This window comes from Streptomyces sp. NPDC005794 (genome assembly GCF_042871445.1).
Lineage (GTDB): Bacteria > Actinomycetota > Actinomycetes > Streptomycetales > Streptomycetaceae > Streptomyces.
On record NZ_JBIAIN010000034.1, the window covers coordinates 12,050 to 31,288 of the forward strand.

Annotated in this window: 19 protein-coding genes and 2 pseudogenes; 8 read left to right on the plus strand and 13 right to left on the minus strand. The window is 68.5% G+C overall.

The features are described 5' to 3' along the window. Window positions 1-19: 19 nt before the first annotated feature. Window positions 20-928 carry a helix-turn-helix domain-containing protein gene (locus tag ACFYQ5_RS34935; RefSeq protein WP_389203506.1) on the plus strand — a complete coding sequence of 303 codons (909 nt, stop codon included), beginning with the start codon at window positions 20-22 and terminating at the stop codon, window positions 926-928. A gap of 41 nt (window positions 929-969) precedes the next feature. Here ACFYQ5_RS34935 and ACFYQ5_RS34940 read toward each other — a convergent pair whose 3' ends face one another. Beyond that, complete coding sequence (locus ACFYQ5_RS34940) at window positions 970-1,785, minus strand: SAM-dependent methyltransferase (protein ID WP_389203507.1); 816 nt, start codon at window positions 1,783-1,785, stop codon at window positions 970-972. A 398-nt stretch (window positions 1,786-2,183) separates the two neighbouring features. Between ACFYQ5_RS34940 and hemC the strand changes: the two genes are divergently transcribed. From hemC to ACFYQ5_RS34965, 5 genes are all read left to right on the plus strand, one after another. Beyond that, entirely contained in the window at window positions 2,184-3,119 is a 936-nt protein-coding gene (gene hemC / locus ACFYQ5_RS34945) for a hydroxymethylbilane synthase (protein ID WP_389203509.1), read from the plus strand. Window positions 3,120-3,259: 140 nt separating this feature from the next. Next, the gene (locus ACFYQ5_RS34950; protein ID WP_389203510.1) at window positions 3,260-3,646 is read left to right on the plus strand and encodes a VOC family protein; all 387 of its coding nucleotides are present in this window, start codon (window positions 3,260-3,262) and stop codon (window positions 3,644-3,646) included. A gap of 219 nt (window positions 3,647-3,865) precedes the next feature. Beyond that, entirely contained in the window at window positions 3,866-4,414 is a 549-nt protein-coding gene (locus ACFYQ5_RS34955; protein WP_389203512.1) for a tellurite resistance TerB family protein, read from the plus strand. Between the two features lie 218 nt (window positions 4,415-4,632). Further along, complete coding sequence (locus tag ACFYQ5_RS34960) at window positions 4,633-4,869, plus strand: hypothetical protein (RefSeq protein ID WP_389203513.1); 237 nt, start codon at window positions 4,633-4,635, stop codon at window positions 4,867-4,869. Then, entirely contained in the window at window positions 4,869-5,126 is a 258-nt protein-coding gene (locus ACFYQ5_RS34965) for a hypothetical protein (protein ID WP_389203515.1), read from the plus strand. Before ACFYQ5_RS34960 ends, ACFYQ5_RS34965 begins: the two co-directional genes overlap by 1 nt. 287 nt (window positions 5,127-5,413) lie before the next feature. Here the strand turns inward: ACFYQ5_RS34965 and ACFYQ5_RS34970 are convergent, their stop codons facing one another. The 7 genes from ACFYQ5_RS34970 to ACFYQ5_RS35000 all read right to left on the minus strand — a co-directional run bounded on the left by ACFYQ5_RS34970 (window position 5,414) and on the right by ACFYQ5_RS35000 (window position 11,888). Beyond that, entirely contained in the window at window positions 5,414-6,187 is a 774-nt protein-coding gene (locus ACFYQ5_RS34970; RefSeq protein ID WP_389203518.1) for an enoyl-CoA hydratase/isomerase family protein, read from the minus strand. Then, entirely contained in the window at window positions 6,184-7,431 is a 1,248-nt protein-coding gene (locus ACFYQ5_RS34975; protein WP_389203520.1) for a cytochrome P450, read from the minus strand. The genes ACFYQ5_RS34970 and ACFYQ5_RS34975 overlap by 4 nt, the downstream gene beginning before the upstream one ends. 92 nt (window positions 7,432-7,523) lie before the next feature. Beyond that, window positions 7,524-8,903 (minus strand): cytochrome P450, encoded by a 1,380-nt coding sequence (locus ACFYQ5_RS34980; protein WP_389203521.1) that lies wholly within the window; start codon window positions 8,901-8,903, stop codon window positions 7,524-7,526. Window positions 8,904-8,915: 12 nt separating this feature from the next. Further along, window positions 8,916-9,476 (minus strand): ATP/GTP-binding protein, encoded by a 561-nt coding sequence (locus ACFYQ5_RS34985; protein WP_389203522.1) that lies wholly within the window; start codon window positions 9,474-9,476, stop codon window positions 8,916-8,918. A gap of 3 nt (window positions 9,477-9,479) precedes the next feature. After that, on the minus strand, window positions 9,480-9,869 hold the full coding sequence (locus ACFYQ5_RS34990) for a DUF742 domain-containing protein (protein WP_389203524.1): 390 nt from the start codon (window positions 9,867-9,869) through the stop codon (window positions 9,480-9,482). Further along, window positions 9,862-10,707, minus strand: coding sequence for a roadblock/LC7 domain-containing protein (locus ACFYQ5_RS34995; protein WP_389203526.1), 846 nt, complete (start codon window positions 10,705-10,707; stop codon window positions 9,862-9,864). Before ACFYQ5_RS34995 ends, ACFYQ5_RS34990 begins: the two co-directional genes overlap by 8 nt. Then, window positions 10,704-11,888: an ATP-binding protein gene (locus tag ACFYQ5_RS35000; RefSeq protein ID WP_389203527.1), complete on the minus strand. Its 1,185-nt coding sequence runs from the start codon at window positions 11,886-11,888 to the stop codon at window positions 10,704-10,706. The genes ACFYQ5_RS34995 and ACFYQ5_RS35000 overlap by 4 nt, the downstream gene beginning before the upstream one ends. A gap of 714 nt (window positions 11,889-12,602) precedes the next feature. Here ACFYQ5_RS35000 and ACFYQ5_RS35005 point away from each other — a divergent pair. Beyond that, window positions 12,603-13,052, plus strand: a complete 450-nt coding sequence (locus ACFYQ5_RS35005; RefSeq protein ID WP_389203529.1) for a spore-associated protein — start codon at window positions 12,603-12,605, stop codon at window positions 13,050-13,052. Window positions 13,053-13,144: 92 nt separating this feature from the next. Here ACFYQ5_RS35005 and ACFYQ5_RS35010 read toward each other — a convergent pair. Both ACFYQ5_RS35010 and ACFYQ5_RS35015 read right to left on the minus strand, forming a co-directional pair. Further along, window positions 13,145-14,730: pseudogene (locus ACFYQ5_RS35010) on the minus strand (DUF4139 domain-containing protein). A 40-nt stretch (window positions 14,731-14,770) separates the two neighbouring features. Further along, a pseudogene (locus tag ACFYQ5_RS35015) lies at window positions 14,771-15,082 on the minus strand (DUF4139 domain-containing protein); the annotation flags it as partial. A gap of 46 nt (window positions 15,083-15,128) precedes the next feature. On the opposite strand from ACFYQ5_RS35015, the gene ACFYQ5_RS35020 reads away from it, so the two are divergent. Further along, window positions 15,129-15,320 (plus strand): DeoR/GlpR transcriptional regulator, encoded by a 192-nt coding sequence (locus ACFYQ5_RS35020; RefSeq protein WP_389203531.1) that lies wholly within the window; start codon window positions 15,129-15,131, stop codon window positions 15,318-15,320. Window positions 15,321-15,338: 18 nt separating this feature from the next. Here the strand turns inward: ACFYQ5_RS35020 and ACFYQ5_RS35025 are convergent, their stop codons facing one another. The 3 genes from ACFYQ5_RS35025 to ACFYQ5_RS35035 all read right to left on the minus strand — a co-directional run bounded on the left by ACFYQ5_RS35025 (window position 15,339) and on the right by ACFYQ5_RS35035 (window position 19,183). Further along, the gene (locus ACFYQ5_RS35025) at window positions 15,339-16,469 is read right to left on the minus strand and encodes a cytochrome P450 (protein WP_389203533.1); all 1,131 of its coding nucleotides are present in this window, start codon (window positions 16,467-16,469) and stop codon (window positions 15,339-15,341) included. Between the two features lie 9 nt (window positions 16,470-16,478). Beyond that, a complete protein-coding gene (locus tag ACFYQ5_RS35030; RefSeq protein WP_389203534.1) occupies window positions 16,479-18,710 on the minus strand; it encodes an FUSC family protein in 2,232 nt (743 codons plus the stop codon). A gap of 74 nt (window positions 18,711-18,784) precedes the next feature. Next, entirely contained in the window at window positions 18,785-19,183 is a 399-nt protein-coding gene (locus ACFYQ5_RS35035) for a VOC family protein (RefSeq protein WP_389203536.1), read from the minus strand. Between the last annotated feature and the right edge of the window lie 56 nt (window positions 19,184-19,239).

Here is a 19,239-nt window from a genome sequence, read left to right on the forward strand (position 1 = left end):
CCCGTCCTCAGGAGTCCGCATGCCCGGCATCGAACCGCTTCAGCCGTCACGGAGGCCGTCGCTCGCCCTGGCCACGGGGACAAGTCCCACAGCGCTGCGCCTCGTTCTGGGTGCGCAGCTGCGGCGGATGCGCGGCGAGGCGGGCCTCAGCCCCGAGGTCGCCGCCGACCGGATCCGGTGCTCGACGGCCAAGATCAGCCGGATGGAGACGGGACACTCACCGTGCAAGGAGCGCGACGCCGCCGATCTCCTCGCGCTCTACGGTGTGACCGACTCCGCGAGGACGGCCGAGTTCATCGAGCTGGTGCGCAGGGCGGGGCAGCGCGGATGGTGGCGCAGCTACGCCGATGTGCTTCCGGACTGGTTCGAGCCCCTGGTGGGCCTGGAGGAGGCCGCCGCGTCCATCCGTACATACGAGGGGCATTACGTTCCGGGGCTTCTACAGACCGCCGACTACGCCTATGCGGTGGTGCGTTCCGGACATGCTATCGAATCGGAGGAGATCACCAGGCGCCGCGTCGAACTCCGGCTCAGACGGCAGCAGTTGCTGACGCGCAGAGACGCGCCGAAGCTCTGGGTGCTGCTGGACGAGGCGGTGCTGATGCGCCCGACGGGTGGCGTCCGGGTGATGCGTGAGCAGCTCGTCCATCTGCTGGAGATGACGGAACTGCCGCACGTGATCGTGCAGGTGGCCCCCTTCGAGGTGACCGCCCACACGTCTCCGGGCAACGGCATCACGTATCTGCGGTTCGCGATGGAAGGGCTCCCCGATGTCGCGTACATCGAGCACCTGACCAACGCCACGTCCGTCAACAAGCAGGAGAGTACGGACGAGTACCGGTGGATCCTCGACTCCCTCAGTGCCCAGTCGCCGAGCCCGGCCGAGAGCAGGGGCGTGCTGAGACAGGCACTCGAGCGCTACAGCTGAGTACCCGCCCCGTCGCCGTCGCCCTGCCGCCGCACGAGCCGTCACCACTTGCGGCCGACGCCGCCGTACTCGATCCACTCGTGGGTCTCCTGTTTCGGCGCCAGATCTGAATCCGGCCGCCATGTCGACACCTCCACCAGACCTGGCTCCAGCACGTCGAGGTCCTTCAGGAACTCGTGCACCTCAGCCTGCGGGCGCACCCGCCCCCACTGATCGCCGGTGCTCTTCGCCATGAAGTCCGTGACGAAGTCCCGGGTGGTCGCGTCCTCGCTCACCAGCTGGCACACCACCAGGAAGCTTCCCGGAGCCAGTTTGGCGGCCACCCGGCGCACCAGGCCGGCGGGGTCGTCCTTGTCCGGAATGCAGTGCAGCACGGACACGAACAGGGCGGCCACCGGCTCGTCGAGGTCGATGAGCCGGTTCACCTCCGGGTGACCGAAGATCCCCTCGGTGTCCCGCATGTCCGCCTGGATGACCGCGGTCCGGTCGTTCTCCTCGAGTATGGCCTTGCCGTGCGCCAGGACGATGGGGTCGTTGTCTATGTAGACCACCCGGGCCCCGGGATCCACGAGCTGGGCGACCTGATGGACGTTGTCCTGGGTCGGCAGACCGGATCCGTGGTCGATGAACTGACGGATCCCGTGTTCGGACGCCAGGTGGTGTACGACGCGCCGTAGGAACCTTCGGTTGTTCACCGCCAGGACCTTGGTGCTCGGCACGTGTTCCAGGAGCTGTTCACATGCCACCCGGTCGGCGGGGTAGTTGTCCTTGCCGCCCAGGTAGTAGTCGTACATCCGCGCGACGCTCGGCACGTTCACGTCGATGTTCGTCGGAATGGAAGTGTCCCCGTTGCTCATCCGGCCCCTCGCGGTTCAAAGAGAGTGAAGTCGGTGTCCGTGAGGGGTCATGCTAGGGATCTCTCAGGGTGGCTGACAGTCCTCGAGGGAGTGAGCAAGGCCGCATGGCATCGAATCAGCCACATGGGGTCAGAGTGGGAGCCGCGCATGGCCGGGGCAGCACCTGCCGGGGCGGCTACTTCCGGGTGAGGGGGCGACAACTCTTGCTGATGGAGGGATTATTGTCATGTAACGGCCGGAGTGCGATGCCGGTGCGCCGCACATGCGAGGCATCATTCCAACGCGGCCGGAAATCGACGGGGCTCTTCACCGGATCCTTCGCGACGGCGGTCCCGAAGCGGGCGTCGCGGACCGCGTCGGACGAACGCCGCTCGAGTCCGGAGGTCTATCGTGGAACCATGTCCGTCCCTGAGCTGATCCGCATCGTCTCGCGCGACTCACCCATGGCCCTGGCCCAGGTCGAGCGTGTCAGGGCCGAATTGGCGGCCCGCCATCCCGCCACCGTCACCGAGGTCGTCCCCGTCAAGACCACGGGCGACAAGTGGATGGGAGATCTCTCGGCAGTCGAGGGCAAGGGGGCCTTCACCAAGGAGGTCGACGCCGCCCTGCTCGCCGGGGAGGCGGACCTGGCCGTCCACTGCGTCAAGGACATCCCCGCCGACCGCCCCCTCCCCGCAGGCACGACGTTCGCCGCCTTCCTCGAACGCGACGACGTCCGCGATGCCCTCGTCCACCCGAGCGGGCTGACGCTCGACCAGCTCCCCGACGGCACACGCATCGGCACCTCATCCGTTCGCCGGACCGCGCAACTCGCGTCTTCACATCCGCACGTGGACTGCGTCCCGTTCCGCGGCAATGCCAACCGGCGGTTGGCGAAACTCGCCGCGGGGGAGGCCGACGCGCTCCTCCTGGCTGTGGCGGGTCTCCACCGCATCGGCCGCCCCGACGTGATCAGCGACATCCTCTCACCGGACACGATGTGTCCCCCGATCGGCGCGGGTGTCCTCGCCCTGCAGTGCCGCGAGGACGACACGGCGACCATCGGTGCCGTGAGCGCGCTCAACCACCCGGGAACCTACCGGGAGATCACGGCCGAGCGCATGTTCCTCCACGTCCTTCAGGGGCACTGCAACTCCCCGATCGCCGGCTTCGCCACGGCCCACCGCAACGGAGACCTCTCGCTGCGGGCCTGCGTGTTCACCCCCGACGGCAAGACCGTCCTCAACGCACACGAATGGGCAGGCCCGCTCGACCCCGCCACCCTCGGCACCTCGGTCGCCGTCACCCTGCTGCGCCAGGGAGCACGCGAGCTGATCGACTCCATCGCCCACTGACCCCGGGGCGGGCGGGGCGGTACGAGGAGGCACGGCCGGACAGCTCCACGGCCGTGCCTCCGTCGATGTTTTCGAAGAGCGGCCCAACGGTCCGGAGAGGGGCGCTTGCCCGGCGCTCCCGCCCGCGTAGGGTCGTCACCATGGTGCATGTACTGAGCAGCCGGGTATTGCTGAGGCCTTGCGACCCGGAGGCCTCCCGGGACTTCTACGGCCGGACGATGGGGCTGTCCGTTCACAGGGAGTTCGGCACCGGCCCCGACCGTGGAACGGTGTACTTCCTCGGCGGGGGCTTCCTCGAGGTGTCAGGGCGTTCGGACGCACCGCCCGCAGGGACGCTGCGCCTCTGGATGCAGGTCGCCGACTGCGCGGCTGCGCACGAGGAGCTGGCGGCACAGGGGGCGCGCATCCTTCGGCCGCCGGTCAGGGAGCCGTGGGGGCTGATCGAGATGTGGATCGAGGACCCGGACGGTCACCGCATCGTGCTGACCGAGGTGCCCGCCGACCACCCGCTCCGATACCGCCCGTAAGGCGTGTCCGGACGATCTGGCGGATTGGGTGGAAAGACCGAAAGTGTCTGTTCCTGTCGCGGCTCTGGCCGGGCGTTCGTGCCCGGCGTCGGGCGCAGTCAACGCGTCCTGGTCCTGAACACCGGCCACTTTGCGGAACCTTTACCCGGGGTGAGTCGTTGGCTCGTTGAGCCCCCGTGCTCGTGACCGACCATTCAGACGAAGACCGAGGTGACCTCCATGGCAGTGTGGGACCGGCTCAAGGATCAGGCCAGGACGCTGCAGCAGTCCCAGGGAACGCGCGGTGCGGCCGGCGGACGAGGGGCCGGGCAGGGATCCGGCGGCGGGTCGCGTGCCCAACTGGTGAGCACGCTGAAGACGCAGCTGGCTTCCCTCAAGACCGAGCTGAAGAGCGGCGCCTACCGAGACGCGAGCATGGCGATGTGTGCGTTGGTCGCGGCTGCGGACGGACACGTGGACCCCGCAGAGCGGCAGCACCTGGAATCGATGATCCTCGGCAACGAGGTGCTTCAGAACTTCCCGCCGGAACAGCTGCGTCAGCGCTTCAACAAGCACGTGGACCAGCTGGCCTTCAACTTCCAGCAGGGTAAGGCCGACGCGATGCAGGAGATCGTCAAGACGGCGAAGAAGCCGACCGAGGCACGAGCCGTCATCCAGACCGGCATCGTCATCGCCGGTGCCGACGGCAACTTCTCCCAGCCTGAGCACATGATCCTCCGGGAGGCGTGCACAGCACTGGGGCTGTCCCCTGTGGAGTTCCAGCTCTGATCCGCACACGGGTGGGCCCGTCGGCTCGCCCAGGCGTCAGCGCGCGCCTGTGGCGTCCGGCGGGCGGGACCTGCCTGACCGCAGAATCGCTTCCTTGACCGTTCCTCATCCGGTGCTGTGCCGCTCGGCCGGGGGAAGTGCGCCGGAGTGGGTCTCCCGAGCGCAGGGATGGGGATACCGTTGCGGGGACACGCCAAGTCCGCCCCTTGGAGCCCTCGATGAGCGAACAGCCGGCCCCCACTCCCACGGCGGACCGGAAGCCGCTGGAGCCCGCGGCCGCCGACGCGGTCCGTGCGTACGCGGCAAAGACGCGCGCGGACGCCGACCGCCTGGCCGCGGTCCTCGAAGACATCGCTGCGAACGGTCTGCCATCCGTCGAAGAGTGCGCCCCGTGGGAGGACCTCCGCGACGCACACCTCGCCCAGCTCGTCGCCCAGCGCCCGGCCGTCGCCTGATGGCGCCGAGGCGCGCCCGCATCGCCTTCAGCGATTCCGCAGCCAAACAACTCGAAGACCTCTCCGAGAACGCCGTACACGCCCTCGATCGAACGCTTGTCGCTATCAGCGTCAACCCCGACATCGGTGCCCCCATCCCCGGCCCCACGACGCGGCCCGCGCTGCGTCAGTACGCCGATGAGGTGGAGGACGTACGTGTTCTGTACTTCGTCACCGCACTGCGAACCGTCGTGGTGGTCGCCTACGTCGAGGCGTGACCGTGGACCTGCTGCCGGCACCAGGAACTGGCTCGTATGAGAGGCGCCGTGGTCGGCGAGCCGGTCGATGGTGCCTGCCGCGGTGGGGCGGATGTCAGTGGTGAGCCATCAGGGTCTGTCGCCCGGATCGCACCGGTCTCATCGGCCGGTATGATCCGGGCTGTAGCAGCTGAGTGACCGTTTTCCGTCGGCGAACCTCCTACTCGGGTCTCCTCGCATCCGTTGCCGCGTACGGAGGGCGGCACGTCACGTCGTCGCGGATCTCACCGGGTGCCGGACGGGCCCGGTCATTGCTGCCGGTTGATGTGGGCTGTCAGGAGGTGGGAGTCGAGCAGGGAGGCGTCCGCCGTACGGTCGGCCCGCGCGTAGCCGGCCAGCATGCGTTTGGTCAGGACGAGAGCTTCGGGTGAGCGCCGGATGAGGGGCCTCGTCCAGGCGTTGACGACCTCGTCCAGTCCGTCGAGCGGGGCGGTCCTGTGGAGGAGTCCGAGCCGGTGAGCGGTGGCGGCGTCGAACACGTCGCAGGTGAGCATGAGTTCACGGATCCTGGCGGCCCCGGCTTCGGAGATGAGGCGGCCCATCGCTCCCCCCCAGGCAGGTGGGAGTCCGACCCCGATCTCCGGCATGCGGAAGCGGCAGGTGTCCGCACCCACACGGAGGTCGCAGAACGAGGCGAGCGCGAGCCCGGCACCGATCACCCGACCGTGGAGCCTGGCGATGGTGACCGCGTGGGTGTTCTCCAGTGCCTGGCACAGCCGCTGGGCCTTGTCCACGATGCGCCGCATCGATGATCCGGTCGGATCCGCGGCCAGCGCCGCCTGGTACTCGTGGCGGTCGGCGCCCAGGCAGAAGTCCGTACCCATGGACGAAAGGACCAGCACGCGGATGTCCGGGCGTTCGTGCAGATCGTCCAGCAGAAGGTGGAGATCGTCGAGGACGGCGGCGGTCAGGGTGTCTTCCTGACCCCAGGGGTTGAGACGGACATGGAGTACGGGGCCGTCCTCCTCGACACGTATCGCCTTGTGGGAGGAGCCGGTGACTGTACTTGCGGTTTCGTTCATGCGAGAGCGACATCCAGGTTCAGCGGGCGCCGGAACGCGACCCGGGCGGCCATCGACGGGCGGCGCACGAGGGTGAGACGGGGAAGGCGACGGACGAGTTTACGGAGAAGGGTCTGGGCCTCCAGCCGGGCAAGCGGTGCGCCGAGGCAGTAGTGGATGCCGCCGCTGAAGGCGAGGTGGGCCGGCGGGCGCAGGGGGTCGAACACGTCTGGTTCCCTGTGCTTCGCAGGGTCCCGATGAGCAGCCCCCACCAGGAGATGCACCATTTCGTCCTTGCGTATCTGCATGTCGCCGAGAACGCAGTCCGCGGCAGCGACCCTGCTGATGACATGGGTGGGAGGGTCGTAGCGCAGTGTCTCCTCCACGAAGGCGGGGACCAGGTCAGGACGGTCCGCGACCAGGTCCCACCGTGCCGGGTTCTCGACGAGCAGGAGCGTCATGGTCGTCAGGAGTGTCGCCGTGGTTTCCAGAGCGGCCAGGAGTACGAACAGAACGAGGAAGTAGACTGCTTCGTCGGCCTTGTCGCGGTCGGGTTCCACCGCATCCCAGGACTGTATCCAGCGGGACACAGGGTCCTCGCCGGGGTGCGCGCGCCGGTCCTTCACCAGGCTCGTGAAGTAGGCGCGCAGTTCGGCCGTGGCCGCGTCCGATGCGGCCAGCTGGCTTGCCGACGGCAGCAGTTCCTGGGTGAAGACCTGGTCGTGCGTCAGCTCCCGTAGGCGAGGCCAGTCGGCGGGAGGCAGCCCGAGCCAGTCACCGATGGTGGCGACCGGCAGTTCCTCGCTCACGAGGGCGGAGAAGTCCGCCTCCCCGTCCCGCAACCGCTCCGCCAGGGTACTCAGGAGCTGATCGGTCGTCCGGCTCACCGACCGACCGATCCGCTCCACCGTGGCCCGGTCGAACGTGCCGGCCGCCCGGCGGGCCCGTGTGTGGTCGGGGGGATTGAGCGCGGCCAGCGTGTTGCTCATCTCCCGCGAGGACGAGGCGTTCCAGCGCGTGCCTGATTCCTGCCGCTCGCGCCAGCGTTTATCGGGTTCCAGCCAGTCGCGGCTGCGTAGCACCTGATCGCACATGGCGAAGCCCGTGACGAAGGACCCACCCCACGGAGCCGGGCCGACCTCGCCCCTTGAGAGCAGCTCCTCGTATATCGGAAAGGGATCTTCCTGTCCCCTCGCCGTCCTCAGACGCGAGAAGAGGGATGCGGACGCCCTGCGGTCGGACGACGGAGTAGCGGTGACTCCCATGATGGCGGCTCCTTTCTAGAACCAGCCGCCATGCATACCCACAAGATCGTTGAAGCATCCAATAACACAGGGGCAGCAGGAGGTAACAAAAATCACTCCCCTCTCGTCCATGCCAGGAAGCGGCTGAACAGACCGCCCTTGTGCGGCGCCGCAGCGCTCTGTGCCTGGGAAGTCTGCGAACCGGAAGGCTGTCCGACGGATGCGGCCTGCTGAGGCGTGCCGCCCGGTTCCGTGTGGGCGGGGCCGGCGGCGGCTGAAGGCTGGGTCTGAGGAGTGAACCGGACCGGGAGGGTCACCAGCGAGCGGCTCCACGGACTCGGCGTCCAGGCGAGTGTCTTGAACGGCACTCGCATCTCGATGTCCGGCAGCCGGTTGAGCAGGGTCTCGACCGCGGTGACCGCGATCATGTACGCCGGGTCCTTGGCGGGGCACGCGTGCGGGCCCGCACCGAAGGCGAGGTGCGCCTTGGCGCTGAGCTGCCGGCGGTGCTCGGTCAGCTTGGGATCCGTGTTGGCCGCGGCGAAGGAGATCAGCACGGGATCGTTGGCCCGGAGCGTCCTGCCGCCCAGTTCGACGTCATGGACCGGGTAGTGGGCCGCGTAGTTGGCGATCGGTGCGAAATTCCACAGGCTCTGGGAAACCGCGTCCTCGACCGGCAGCCCGGACTGCCATTCCTCGCCCAGGTACAGCGCACTGCTGCTCCCGATCGTGGCGGTCAGTGGGGCGGTACCGCCGGAGAGCAGGGTCACGAGCTGGTGCAGCACCTCCTCGTCGCTCAACTGGGCCGGGTGCTCCATCAGACGTGTCGTCAGGTCGGCAGCGGGACGGCGCCGTTTGAGGGCGATCAGCTCCGTGAGCGCCCCGCCCAGGACCTCGTCGGCACCCGGGGTTCCCTCGAAGATGCCGCTGATCCCGGCGATCACGCGGTCACCGATCTCCGGCGGGCAGCCGAACAGATTGCTGAAGACCAGCAGCGGCAACGGCTGTGCGTACTCCGCCATCAGCTCCGCCTGGCCGCGAGGCTCGGTGCTGAAGCGGCTGATCAGGTAGTCGGCGGACTGCTGAGTCTGCCTCACGAGCTGGAGCTCGTTGACCGTCGCGAGACTGTCGGTGACCGCCTGGCGCAGCCTGGCATGTGCTGCGCCGTCACTGAACAGTGCGTTGGGGCGGTGGCTCATCATCGGCAGGGCCGGGCTGTCGGCCGGGACCCGGCCTTCGTTGAGCGCGTTCCAGCGGCGGGAGTCCCGGACGAAGGACGCGGGGTTCTGCAGGACATAGAGGGCGGCGTCGTAGCTGGTGACCAGCTCGACCTCCACATCCGGGGCGATGTCGACGGGCGCGCTCATGCCGAACGATCGCAGATGCTCGTAGTGGCCGTCGGGGTCGGCTCCGAACGTGGGGCCGTACAGCCGGACGTTCTCGTGCGCGGGGCACCCGGGAGGTATCTCCTGCGGGTCAAGTGGCTGCTGCATGGTGAGTCGCTCCTAGCCGAGTTGGGACATGAGGTGTTCGACGAGGGTGATGAGCGCCTGCGCCGAGGTATTTTCGTCACGGACGTCGCATCTGGCGACGGGCGTGTCGGCGGTCAGGTTCAGGGCCTCGCGGACTTCGTCGAGCGGGTAGTCCGTAGTCCCCTCGAAATGATTGACACCGATGGCATACGTCAGGCCGAAGCTCTCGACCAGGTCCAGGACGGGGAAGGACTCGTCCAGGCGCTCGGGGTCCACGAGGACCAGCGCGCCGAGCGCACCCCGCGACAACTCCTCCCACATCTCCTTGAAACGCTCCTGCCCGGGCGTTCCGAAGAGGTAGAGGACCAGCGAGTCGCTGAGGGTGAGGCGGCCGAAGTCCATGGCCACGGTGGTCGTCTTCTTGTGAGGTGTGCCCGACAGGTCGTCGAATCCCTCGCTGGCCTCCGTGATCTCCTCTTCGGTCCGCAGCGGTTCGATCTCGGAGAGACTCCCGATGCAGGTGGTCTTGCCGACCCCGAAATGCCCGACTATGAGGATCTTCACCGCGTGGGAGACGTCTGGATCCAGGTACACGCGTTACGCTCCGAATCGATTCTTCAGGCCTTCGAGCACGGCGCTGACCAGTTCTCTGTCGACACGCTCGGCGCGAGGTATCGGCCTCCTCACGAGAATGAGGCTGTCCTCCTCCAGCTGCGCCAGCAGAATGCGCACGATGCCCAGCGGCAGGTGCGTATGGCCGGCCACCTCGGCGACGGACAGGAAGCCCTCGGTGACCAGGGCCACGACCTGGTCGGCTTCCGGGGAGAGGGTGCGCGCCGCAGCCGATGCGTCCTGTGACGCCATGACGAGCGTGGTGTGCTCGTACTCGTGGTCCGGGGGCAGGGCGCGTCCGTTGGTGATGACGAAGAGGGGGACTAACGTGGACGTGAGCTCCAGCTCCGGCTCCTGCTCGGGCTCGTCAGGCATGAGTCACTCCCTCTCCCCTCGCGACGGACGGGGTCAGCTTCGGAATCACTTCGTGCAGGCGGGTGGTGAACTCCTCGATGTCGCAGTCGTGCTCGGCAGCGGCGGCCAGGAAGGCACCCGTGCCTGCCGATATCAGGAAGATCCAGCCGTGCTGGAACTCGATGACCGTCTGCCGCCACGCGGCGTCCTCCTGGACGCCCGCGAACTGCGAGGTGACCCTGCTGTAGGCGTGGATGCCCGTCATGGCCGCGGATATCGTGTCCGCCATGTCCCGGTCCAGCCCGCTGGTCGCTCCGCGGGGCAGCCCGTCGGAACCCAGCAACACGGCGTGACGGGCGCCCTGCACGTCGGCGATCACCCGGTCGAGATCGGCGAGTACGAAACCCGTGTCGCCCGTGCTCCCGCGCCGGGCCGTCCCGGTGTTCCGCGTTCCGGCGTCATCACCGGCATCGACCCTGGGGGGTGAGGTGAGGTTGTTTCCCAGGCGAGCGACGAGGCGGTGCATACGGAAGGAGATCTGCTGCATGTCCACATCGGGTGCCGCGGCCGCGGCCAGATAGGCACCCTGCCCCGCCCCGATCAGAAAGCTCCACCCGTGGGAGAACTCGATGATCGTCTGACTCCACTGCCGATCCTTCTCCGGTCCGGCGAAGTGGGCCGTGGCCCGGCTGAGCGACTGCATCCCGGCCATGGCGGCGGAGATGGTACGCACTTCCTTCTCGGCCATGCCCTCCGTGGCCCCACGGGGAAGGCCGTCCGCGGACAACAGGACGGCGTGCCGTGCCCGGGGCACGTTCTGCACGATGTCCTCGAGCATCCACGACAGGTCTGCGGTCATGCGTCTTCGGACCCTTCGGGCGACGTGGAATCGAGATTGCGGCCTGACAGAGTGCCGCGCTGGAAAGCCCCCAGGCTTCGTCCGGAGGAACGGCTGATCTTCTCGGGAGCCGACGGTGCCGGCCGCGTCGGCACCGGATCCGGCACGCTCGCGATGGGCGCCTGGCGCGATCCGCGCTTCGGCAGGCCGTGAGTCGTACGCGCGGCCCCGCTCTGAGACCGGCCTTCCGTACGCAGAATGCTGCTGACGGGCGCCTCCTGGGCAGGCGGCGTCTCCTCCATGGTCCACAGCTCCTCGGGCAGCAGGACGACGGCTCGTACGCCGCCGTACCGGGAGACTCCGGTGACATCCACCTTGAAGCCGTACTGACGAGCGATCAGGCCGATCACCGGGAAGCCGAACTTGGGCTGGTTCCCGAGCTGTGAAAGGCGGGGGACGACATCGCCGGACAGCAACTCGGTCGCCCGCTGGCGGTCCTCGTCGTTCATGCCGACGCCGGCGTCATCGATGACGATGCACAGGTTGTTCTGGGCCCGCTGGAAGGTCACCTCGATCGGTGCGTCGTGCTGAGAGAAGCTGGCAGCGTTGTCAAGCAGCTCGGCCACGGCGAGCGCCACGGGCGCCACTGCGGACGCCTTCAGAGCGAGAGCCGTCTGCTGCATGACGGAGACCCGGTGGAAGTTGCGGATCTGCCCCTGGGCACTGCGCACCACGTCGTAGACGCTGGCGGGCCTGTTGCGGCGGCCGAGGGGTGCACCGCACATGACCGCGATGCCCTGTGCCTTGCGCGCCATCTGCGCGTTGGCGTGGTTCACTTCCAGCAGGTCGCTGAGTACGGCATGGCCACCGTACTTCCGCTGGACGGCGTCCAGGAGGGTGGTCTGCTCCGCCGCGAGACTCTGCAGGAAGCTGGCCGCGCCCTTGAGGACCGCCTTGGTGTTCTCTTCCGCAGCCTCCTTGGCCTCCCGGAGCGCACCGTCCTGCTCGCTCCTGAAACGCTGCAGTTCAGCGTGCGAGAGGTGGAGTTGACTGTCGGACGTGTGCAGCTGGCGCCTCAGCTCGGCCTCGGACTGCTGCTTCTTCGCCCCCAGGGCTCTGTTACGGGCGGTGAGTGCCACGACCGCGGCAACGGCTACCGCCGCCACTGCAACCATGCACCACACGAGTGCGTCTTGATTCATGGAAACCTTTCCCGGCGCAGGCGTACGGCGACGGACAGACCCCGCGAGGACCCGCGACACAGCCACTCGGCGTCGCCAGGCCGCTGTTGCGTGGAGTGCAGGCCGCCGATCGCAAATCAGCATCTGAATCCAAGTGGATCAAGATCACAGATGCCGGGATGCTATCACCGGTCCGTGCCCCCACGCGGGGGGCGGTGATCTGGTCGCGGACGAGGTCAACGCCCCCTGGGCACAGCCCTGTTGAGGAGCGCGGTCGCCGTGCCGCAGCCCGATTCTGTCGTCCTCCGAACCCGAGCCCTGAATCGTTCATGAGACTTCAGGAAGAGGAATGACAATCTCTCACATGTGATGGGTGCGTCGACAACCGGAGTCCCCGGTAGCCCATTTCGGGGGACGCGGCGCTGCCCCGGACCCCGTGACGCGGACGCCCGGTCCAGGGGGTGCGCCACGCAGGCGGAAGCGGGAGTGAAGAGAGGGTGAACGACGACTCCGCGGTCACTTCGGGTTGTTCGGCATGTCTTGTCCCGCTGTTTCGGGGAGCGAGCGGAGGGGGCGTCCAAGGCTTCGGCTGTCGATCCGGCGTGCTGCGCCTGCCCGGCATCACCCGTATGGCCCCCGCCTGACACGTGGGTCCGGACCCAGCACAACCATCGGGGGCACTCGACGGTCACATCAAGTGGGAGCAAACCGCTCTCAGGGATACAAGGGGGATATATGAGAAACGTACGTTCCGTCGCGGTTGCCGGTGCCTTGACCGCACTGGTGATGGGTGCCACGACCGCCGTCGCCACGACCGCCTCCGCCGCACCCAACATCACTCCGCAGGGCGTCTGCGGCAAGGCCTACAAGACCGTGAACTCCGTGTCCGTCGGCTCGCTGGGTACCGTCTACCTGACCTACAACTCGTCCAACGGCCAGAACTGCGTCGCGACGATCCGTACCAACCCCGGGTCGGTCAAGCACATGTCCGCGTACATCTACGTACCCGCCACCGACGAATGGGCCGGGGACGACGGGAACTTCACGTCGTACGCGGGGCCGGGCTACGTCTACGGCAAGGGCTACTGCGTGAGCTGGGGCGGAAGCATCGACAACGTGTACGTGTCGGTGGAGAACTCCAACTGCGCTTCCCTGAAGGAGCGGCGGGTCACCGAAGTCCGCTGACCCGCTCAGCTGTGGAGCATGACTGAGTTTTCAGCAGCGGAGTGCCCGGCAGGAACGTCTGCCGGGCACTCCCTCTCCTGTGTCAGGGCAGGTCAAAGCCGCTCGGCCACGTAGCGGACCGGAGCTCTGGAGCCCGGCTGGAGCCCAGTTACCTTGGCGCTCGCCGACAGCTCGTAGGACAAGGTCACCGTGCGGCGGCCGTCGGGCGGGAGGGCGAGGTCCCAGCGGGCGATGCCTTCGGTATCGACCGTATCGGGCTCCCGGGCACAGGATCTCCACGGCCGAGACCTCGGAGATGGGAAGCCGCTCCCGAAGGGTGACCACTTGGTCCCCCTGGTCCCCGGGACCCGAGAACCGTGACAGGTGCAGCTGGATCGTACGGGTGATGACGGTCCGCTGGGTGATTCCGGCGGTGTCCCGCGACTCCTCGGCCTGTCGGACCACCCGGTAGTCGTCACAGCTGCCGAACGCGAGCTCGGCAGGCGCGCCGGGGGCGGTGAAGTACACGGTGCCACGGCCGATGAACCCGCTGTCGCGGACCAGGTGAGCAGCGCGTGGCCAGCCCGGTTGTCGAACCGCACCACCTGAGTGACCAGGGAGGACAGCTCGGGTGAGCAGGCGAACTCACTGCGGGCAGCCGTGGTGAAGGTGGACAACGGCACACGGTGCGCGCGGCCGTCACCGGGCACGGAGACCTGTGCCGGGGATCGCAACACCCGTGCCTGGCCACCGTCGTCCCTCCTGGCAGACCGAGCACCGGGGCCGGGCCGAGGGTGCCGATCTCCTCCTCGCGCAGTTCGACACCGACCGTGCGGCGCTCCGCGGCGGAGTGGTCCGTGAGCGTCAGTCGGTCCTCGCCGAGGGACGGCGGTTCGGTGGCAAGCGCCGAGCGGGCCTCGACAACGTCAGCTGCACGTCCGACCAGTCCTCACCGGTGCGCTGCCAGACCATTGCGTCCGTCTCCAGCGTCAGGGAGTCACCGCTCAGCACGGCCCGGTAGGCGGGCCGCCACAACGCACACGAGGTGAGGTGGCTCAGACGCAGTCCGACCGGCCCGGAGACCGCGGTCTCCACGGTCAGTTCGATATGACCGACGAGTTCGGCGGGATCCTCCTCGGACAGGTGAATGGCTCGTTCAGTCTGTCCGAGCTCATCGGCGAGGGCGGCGAACCGCGCCTTCACGGTGCGTAGTCGCTCGCGGCACGCTGCGCGTTCGTCGTCGACCCGGTCCAGTTCGCGGGCCAGGCGGGGTGCGTCGGTCTCCCCGGCGCCGGACCTCTCGCCGATCTCTCGCAAGAGGTCGGCGGCGAGCCGGCCCCAACTGGTCCCTGCGGGCGCGCAGCCGGTCACGCCGCTGTTCCAGGGCGAGCTGTTCGCCCTCGATGGCGTGTACCCGTCGGCGCAGAGCGGAGTCGTCCTCGGTGTGAGGCAGCGGACCGCGGGGCATCCGACTGCGGGTGATCCGGACGTCGAGCACGGTCGCCGGGTGCCCGGCGGACACCTCGGCGTGGAGGCTCCGGTCGACGGCCAGCGCACTGACCGGCCCGAGACGCAGCCGCTGGACCCCTGCCTCCAGGTCGAGCACGACGGCACGCTCGACATGGGCGCGATCCTCCAGGCAGGTGACTGTGGTGACAGTGGTGACGGGAAGGGCGATCGGCTTCGGATTCGCGATCATGGTGCGTGTCAGCTCCTGCGATTGTCGCCGTCGAGCTCGGCGTGCCGCCCGCGGGCAGGTCCACCCGCCAGATGCGGGTGCCCGGGGTGTGGTGATCGGGACCCTCACCGTCCGCGGGTGCCGTCCAGTCGGCACGTTCCTCGATCCGGACGTCCGGTTCGGAGGTGACGGGCACCCGCTCGCGAACATCGAGGGTTACCGGTGCGGCGAGCCGGTTGGCCAGTTCCACGTGGACGCGGTGGTCGAGCACGGTGGTGCTGTTGTGCAGACCTTCGTCGGCCCGCTCACCGAGGCCGCCCTGGAGCGCATGACGTTCGACGCGGCGTTCCTCGGCACCGACGGCTCCCACCCGAGCTCGGCATCTGCGAGGCCGGCGCGGAGCAGAACAGGCTCAAGGAATGGCCCGCCGTTCGCGCCGGGTCTACGTCCTCGCGCACGCGGCGAAGCTGGGCACGGCCCCTTTCCACGCCTGGGCTCCCTGGCAACCGGGCTGGTCCCTGGTGACCGACACGTCGGCGGACCCTGAGCAGGTGGACGCCCTGGGCGCCCGCGGTGTAGAAGTCCTGCTCGCCGGACCTGCGGTGAACTGACGACAGGACGGGGCAGTGTCAGTCCTGCCTCTGTTCCGCGGAGTCGCTTCGCTGCCACACGGTCATCAGCAAGGTGCTGGGCCGCACGGTTGCCCGAGCCACGGGCCGGACGGTCCGATGCGGCGGGACGTCGAACCGGACCCGCCGGACGATGGTCGCGACGGCGGTGACCAGCTCGGTCAGGGCGAACCGCTCTCCGATGCATGAGTGCTTGCCGGCCCCGAACGGGAGGTACGCTCCGGGCGTGAAAGCCTTGGTCTGCGCGTCGTCCAGCCAACGGTCCGGATCGAAGGCGAGAGGGTCGGGGAAGAGCGCGGGATCACGATGCAGGGCGTGCTGACAGTAGGCGAGTTCCGTACCGGCGGGCACCGACCACTGTCCCAGGCGCGTCTCGGTGACGGTGCGACGGGTGACGAGCCACCCCGTGTGGTGCAACCGCAGCGTCTCCCGTACGACACGGTCGAGGTAGGGAAGCCGGGAAAGGTCCTCGAACGCGATGGGCCGGCCTTCGAGGACCGTGTCGAGTTCGTCCAGGACGTGCCGCCGGACGTCGGCGTCGCGGGAGATCTCGTAGAGCGCCCAGGACAGCACCGACGCGGTGGTCTCCGTGCCTGCCACGGCCAGGGTCAGGATCTCCGAGCTGATCTGGTGCCCGGTCAGCGGACGGCCGGTCTCCTTGTCCGTGGCGCGCAGCAGCAGCGACAGCATGTCGCCGGAGTCCCGTCCCGACTCCTGGAGCTCGGTCACAGCCTGTTCGACCGTGGCCCGCACGGCGTCCCGGGCAGCGGTGAACCGGCGGTTGAAGGGAAGGGGCAGCCGCTCCACCCAGTCGGGCAGCATGACGCGTGCGCCGACGCCGTTCATGACCACCGACAGGTCCTCACGCAGCCGGCGGAACGTCGCCTCGTCCAGACTCCCGCCGAAGACGGTCTTGGCGAGCATGCCGAGGGAGAGCTTGACCATGGCCTCACGGACGTCGAGTTCCCGGCCGGGGGCCCAGGAGTCCACGGCGGCGGTCGTCTCGTCCCGCATGATGTCGACGTAACGGGCGATCTCCGGGCGGCCGAAGGCCGGTTGCAGCTGGCGTCGTTTACGGACGTGTTCCTGGCCCGAGGCCGTGACGACGGAGTCGCCCAGCAGCTGGCCCATTGGAACCGCTCAGCCGCGCGCGGCCTTCGACCCGGCACGCTCGGCGACCGGTACGTCCAAGGGGCGGGCGAGCCCGACCACTCCCTCGTCGAGGCGCTGCAGGTGACGCAGCACGCGGAAGGTCACCGAGCCGGACGGCAGGTTGCCGGACCCGTTGTCCCGCAGTGTCGAGGCGATACTGGCACCCGATCGGACCTCGCCTTCCGCCCGCTCGTTCTCCACATACGCGGCGAGTACCTCGATGTTGTGGGCGATACGCTGCCCGGCGCGATGGAGGCGCGGATCGGCCGCGACGGACTTGCTGTGGGGCACGAGCTCAGCCGTCGCCGCGAGTGCACGGGCGTGGTACGCGCATGTCTCCAGCAGCGCCACCAGATAACGGACGGTCTGCCGCCGCCCGCGCAGCGGGGTGATCGGGTAGGTCAACGGGTTGGTGGACTCCCGCAGTTCGTCCAGTGCCGTGTCCAGGCCGCGCGCCTTGCCGAGCAGATCGGAGGCGGGCCCCCCGCTGAGCTGCTCCACCGCTGCGGACGCGACATCGCCCAGCCGGTCCAGGACCGTACCCAGCAGTTCGTCCGTACGGCGGTCGGTGTGCACCGGCAGCACCAGCACGGCGGCGATGACACCGCACGCGGCGCCGATCGCGGTTTCCTCGATGCGCAGTACCAACACGTCGAAGCTGTACGCGTTCAGCAGGGTGTAGAGCATGCTCAGCATGGCCGTGACGAAGAAGGACATGACCGCGTACGACAGCGGAGCGGTGAAGAACATCGCGAAGATGAAGACGAGGACCAGCGCGAACGCGACCCAGGTCCGGCCACCGACCAGTCCCGCCAGCACGACACCGGCCACGGCGCCCAGCAGGGTGCCCAGGAGCCGCCGGTAGCCCTTGACCAGAATCTCACCGGTGGAGGCGGTGTTGAGGAAGACCACCCAGCATGTGAGAACGGCCCAGTACCAGCGCTGGGTTGACAGGAGCTCACCGCCGATGATGGCCAGGACCGAGCCCACCGACACCTGGAAGGCCGCTCTCGTGGTGGGACGCTGCAAGCCGGTGCGTTCCTCCTCCTCGGGCTCTTCGGAGGAGGCGAGCGCGATGTCCTCCGCGTCGAACTCCTCGCGGGAGCGCGTGGTCGCCGGCGAGTCGTCGGACTCGTCCTGGGGCCCGTCCAGCGCGAGTCGCAGACCAAGCACGGCCCGGGCCGCCTCGCCGATGCCCCGGAACGCGTCCTGGATGCCGGCGGGCGCGGGCGGAAGCCTCTCCTCGTCGCGGTAGCCGAGCAACCTGTTGCGGATGTGGGCCACCGCCGTGCCTTCGTCGTTCGACGCCGGCCTGCTGACCAGGAGGTGCAGTGCCTTCAGGTCCCGGCGCAGGGCTATGGTCGCGTCGTCCTCGGCCGGCCTCCAGTCCCCGGTGAGCGGCACGGGTGCGTGCGGCAGATGAAGGGTGAGCGTGTCCGCTCGCTCGGCGCTGCGGGCGTTCAGCAACAGCATGCCCAGCCGTTCCGTGGCGATCTCGGCGTCCGCGATCCGTCGTTGCAGCAACGCCGCCTTGTCCGCGTCCTGTGTACCTTCCTCCAGACGGCCCTGGATCATCAACGCGGTTTCGTGCAGTCGCGCGGTGCGCCGCCGCAGGTCGTCGAGGACCTTCTCCAACTGCCCGGGTTCGGCGTCGAGCAGCTCGATCTGGATGGAGACGAGCTGGGCGACCCGGGTCCGGAAGGCGTCGCGCAGCCGTGCCAGGACGCGTTGGGGCGTTTCCGGGACGACTGCGAACCGCACCACAGCACTGCAGCCGAACCCGGCGGCCAGAGCCAGACAGAGGGACGGCAGCGTACTGGTCGACACTCCGACGAACAGTGAGAGGAAGTAGATCTGGAAGCCGATGAGGCCCAGCGCGGTGCCACGTTCGCCGAAGCGCCGGCAGTAGACGGCGCCGAAGATGAGGGCCACGAAGAACAGGTCACCCAGGATGACCTGAGAGGCCAGCAGCGCAGCCAACGACGTCGCGACGAGCGCGACCGGCAGGCCCAGAGCGAGGGTGATCGCCTGGTCACGTACGAGTGTGTCCTTGATCGCGAAGGTGGCGGTCATCGCTGTCATCGCACCGGCGACCATATGGGTGACTTCAGTGCCGAACGGGACCAGCACCACCAGGGCGAGCGCGACCGCCGAGACGGTCCGCAGCCCCGCCGTGAGCCGCAGCAGTCCTGGATCGGACGCCGCGAACCGATCCCACATGATGGCCCCGCCCCGCCGCCGCACTGCCCTCACCCTGCGCTTTCTCTCGCTACCCGCCATGATGTACGTGCTGTTCAGCATTGCACGACCGGATACGGGGGGACGAACGCAGGTCCACGTCGAGCGCCGTACGGCTCGGCGCCGACGCGAGTGCCCGGAACTGCCGGAGGTTTGCGAGGCTCGTCAGGGGGCCGGCCGGTCACCGCCGCCGGGCGCGCGTGGCTCAGGTCCACCACGCAGAGGACATTGCCGTCCGGATCGGCGAGAACGACGAAATCCGGCTCCGGCGGTAGAGGTGCCGGTCCACGGTCCTCCGCACCGAGGCCGACCAGCCGCCGGACTTCCTCCTGTTGTTCCTTCGCCGTTTCCGTGAAGAGATCCAGGTGGAGACGGGGCGTGGTTCGGCGGGGGATGCGCTGTGCATCAGGCCGAGGGCCCGGCCCGAGCCGTCGGCGTGGTCGAGCGTCCGCCATGTTCCGCTCTGCCACTCGTCCGTGGTGACCAGGTCCGGAGCCGCGTTCCAGAAGGC

Coding starts and splice junctions, on each gene's coding strand:
- ACFYQ5_RS34935 (WP_389203506.1), top strand. CDS start 20: ATGCCCGGCATCGAACCGCTTCAGCCGTCACGGAGGCCGTCGCTCGCC.
- ACFYQ5_RS34940 (WP_389203507.1), bottom strand. CDS start 1,785: ATGAGCAACGGGGACACTTCCATTCCGACGAACATCGACGTGAACGTG.
- hemC (WP_389203509.1), top strand. CDS start 2,184: ATGTCCGTCCCTGAGCTGATCCGCATCGTCTCGCGCGACTCACCCATG.
- ACFYQ5_RS34950 (WP_389203510.1), top strand. CDS start 3,260: ATGGTGCATGTACTGAGCAGCCGGGTATTGCTGAGGCCTTGCGACCCG.
- ACFYQ5_RS34955 (WP_389203512.1), top strand. CDS start 3,866: ATGGCAGTGTGGGACCGGCTCAAGGATCAGGCCAGGACGCTGCAGCAG.
- ACFYQ5_RS34960 (WP_389203513.1), top strand. CDS start 4,633: ATGAGCGAACAGCCGGCCCCCACTCCCACGGCGGACCGGAAGCCGCTG.
- ACFYQ5_RS34965 (WP_389203515.1), top strand. CDS start 4,869: ATGGCGCCGAGGCGCGCCCGCATCGCCTTCAGCGATTCCGCAGCCAAA.
- ACFYQ5_RS34970 (WP_389203518.1), bottom strand. CDS start 6,187: ATGAACGAAACCGCAAGTACAGTCACCGGCTCCTCCCACAAGGCGATA.
- ACFYQ5_RS34975 (WP_389203520.1), bottom strand. CDS start 7,431: ATGGGAGTCACCGCTACTCCGTCGTCCGACCGCAGGGCGTCCGCATCC.
- ACFYQ5_RS34980 (WP_389203521.1), bottom strand. CDS start 8,903: ATGCAGCAGCCACTTGACCCGCAGGAGATACCTCCCGGGTGCCCCGCG.
- ACFYQ5_RS34990 (WP_389203524.1), bottom strand. CDS start 9,869: ATGCCTGACGAGCCCGAGCAGGAGCCGGAGCTGGAGCTCACGTCCACG.
- ACFYQ5_RS34995 (WP_389203526.1), bottom strand. CDS start 10,707: ATGACCGCAGACCTGTCGTGGATGCTCGAGGACATCGTGCAGAACGTG.
- ACFYQ5_RS35000 (WP_389203527.1), bottom strand. CDS start 11,888: ATGAATCAAGACGCACTCGTGTGGTGCATGGTTGCAGTGGCGGCGGTA.
- ACFYQ5_RS35005 (WP_389203529.1), top strand. CDS start 12,603: ATGAGAAACGTACGTTCCGTCGCGGTTGCCGGTGCCTTGACCGCACTG.
- ACFYQ5_RS35020 (WP_389203531.1), top strand. CDS start 15,129: ATGGCCCGCCGTTCGCGCCGGGTCTACGTCCTCGCGCACGCGGCGAAG.
- ACFYQ5_RS35025 (WP_389203533.1), bottom strand. CDS start 16,469: ATGGGCCAGCTGCTGGGCGACTCCGTCGTCACGGCCTCGGGCCAGGAA.
- ACFYQ5_RS35030 (WP_389203534.1), bottom strand. CDS start 18,710: ATGTGGGATCGGTTCGCGGCGTCCGATCCAGGACTGCTGCGGCTCACG.
- ACFYQ5_RS35035 (WP_389203536.1), bottom strand. CDS start 19,183: ATGGCGGACGCTCGACCACGCCGACGGCTCGGGCCGGGCCCTCGGCCT.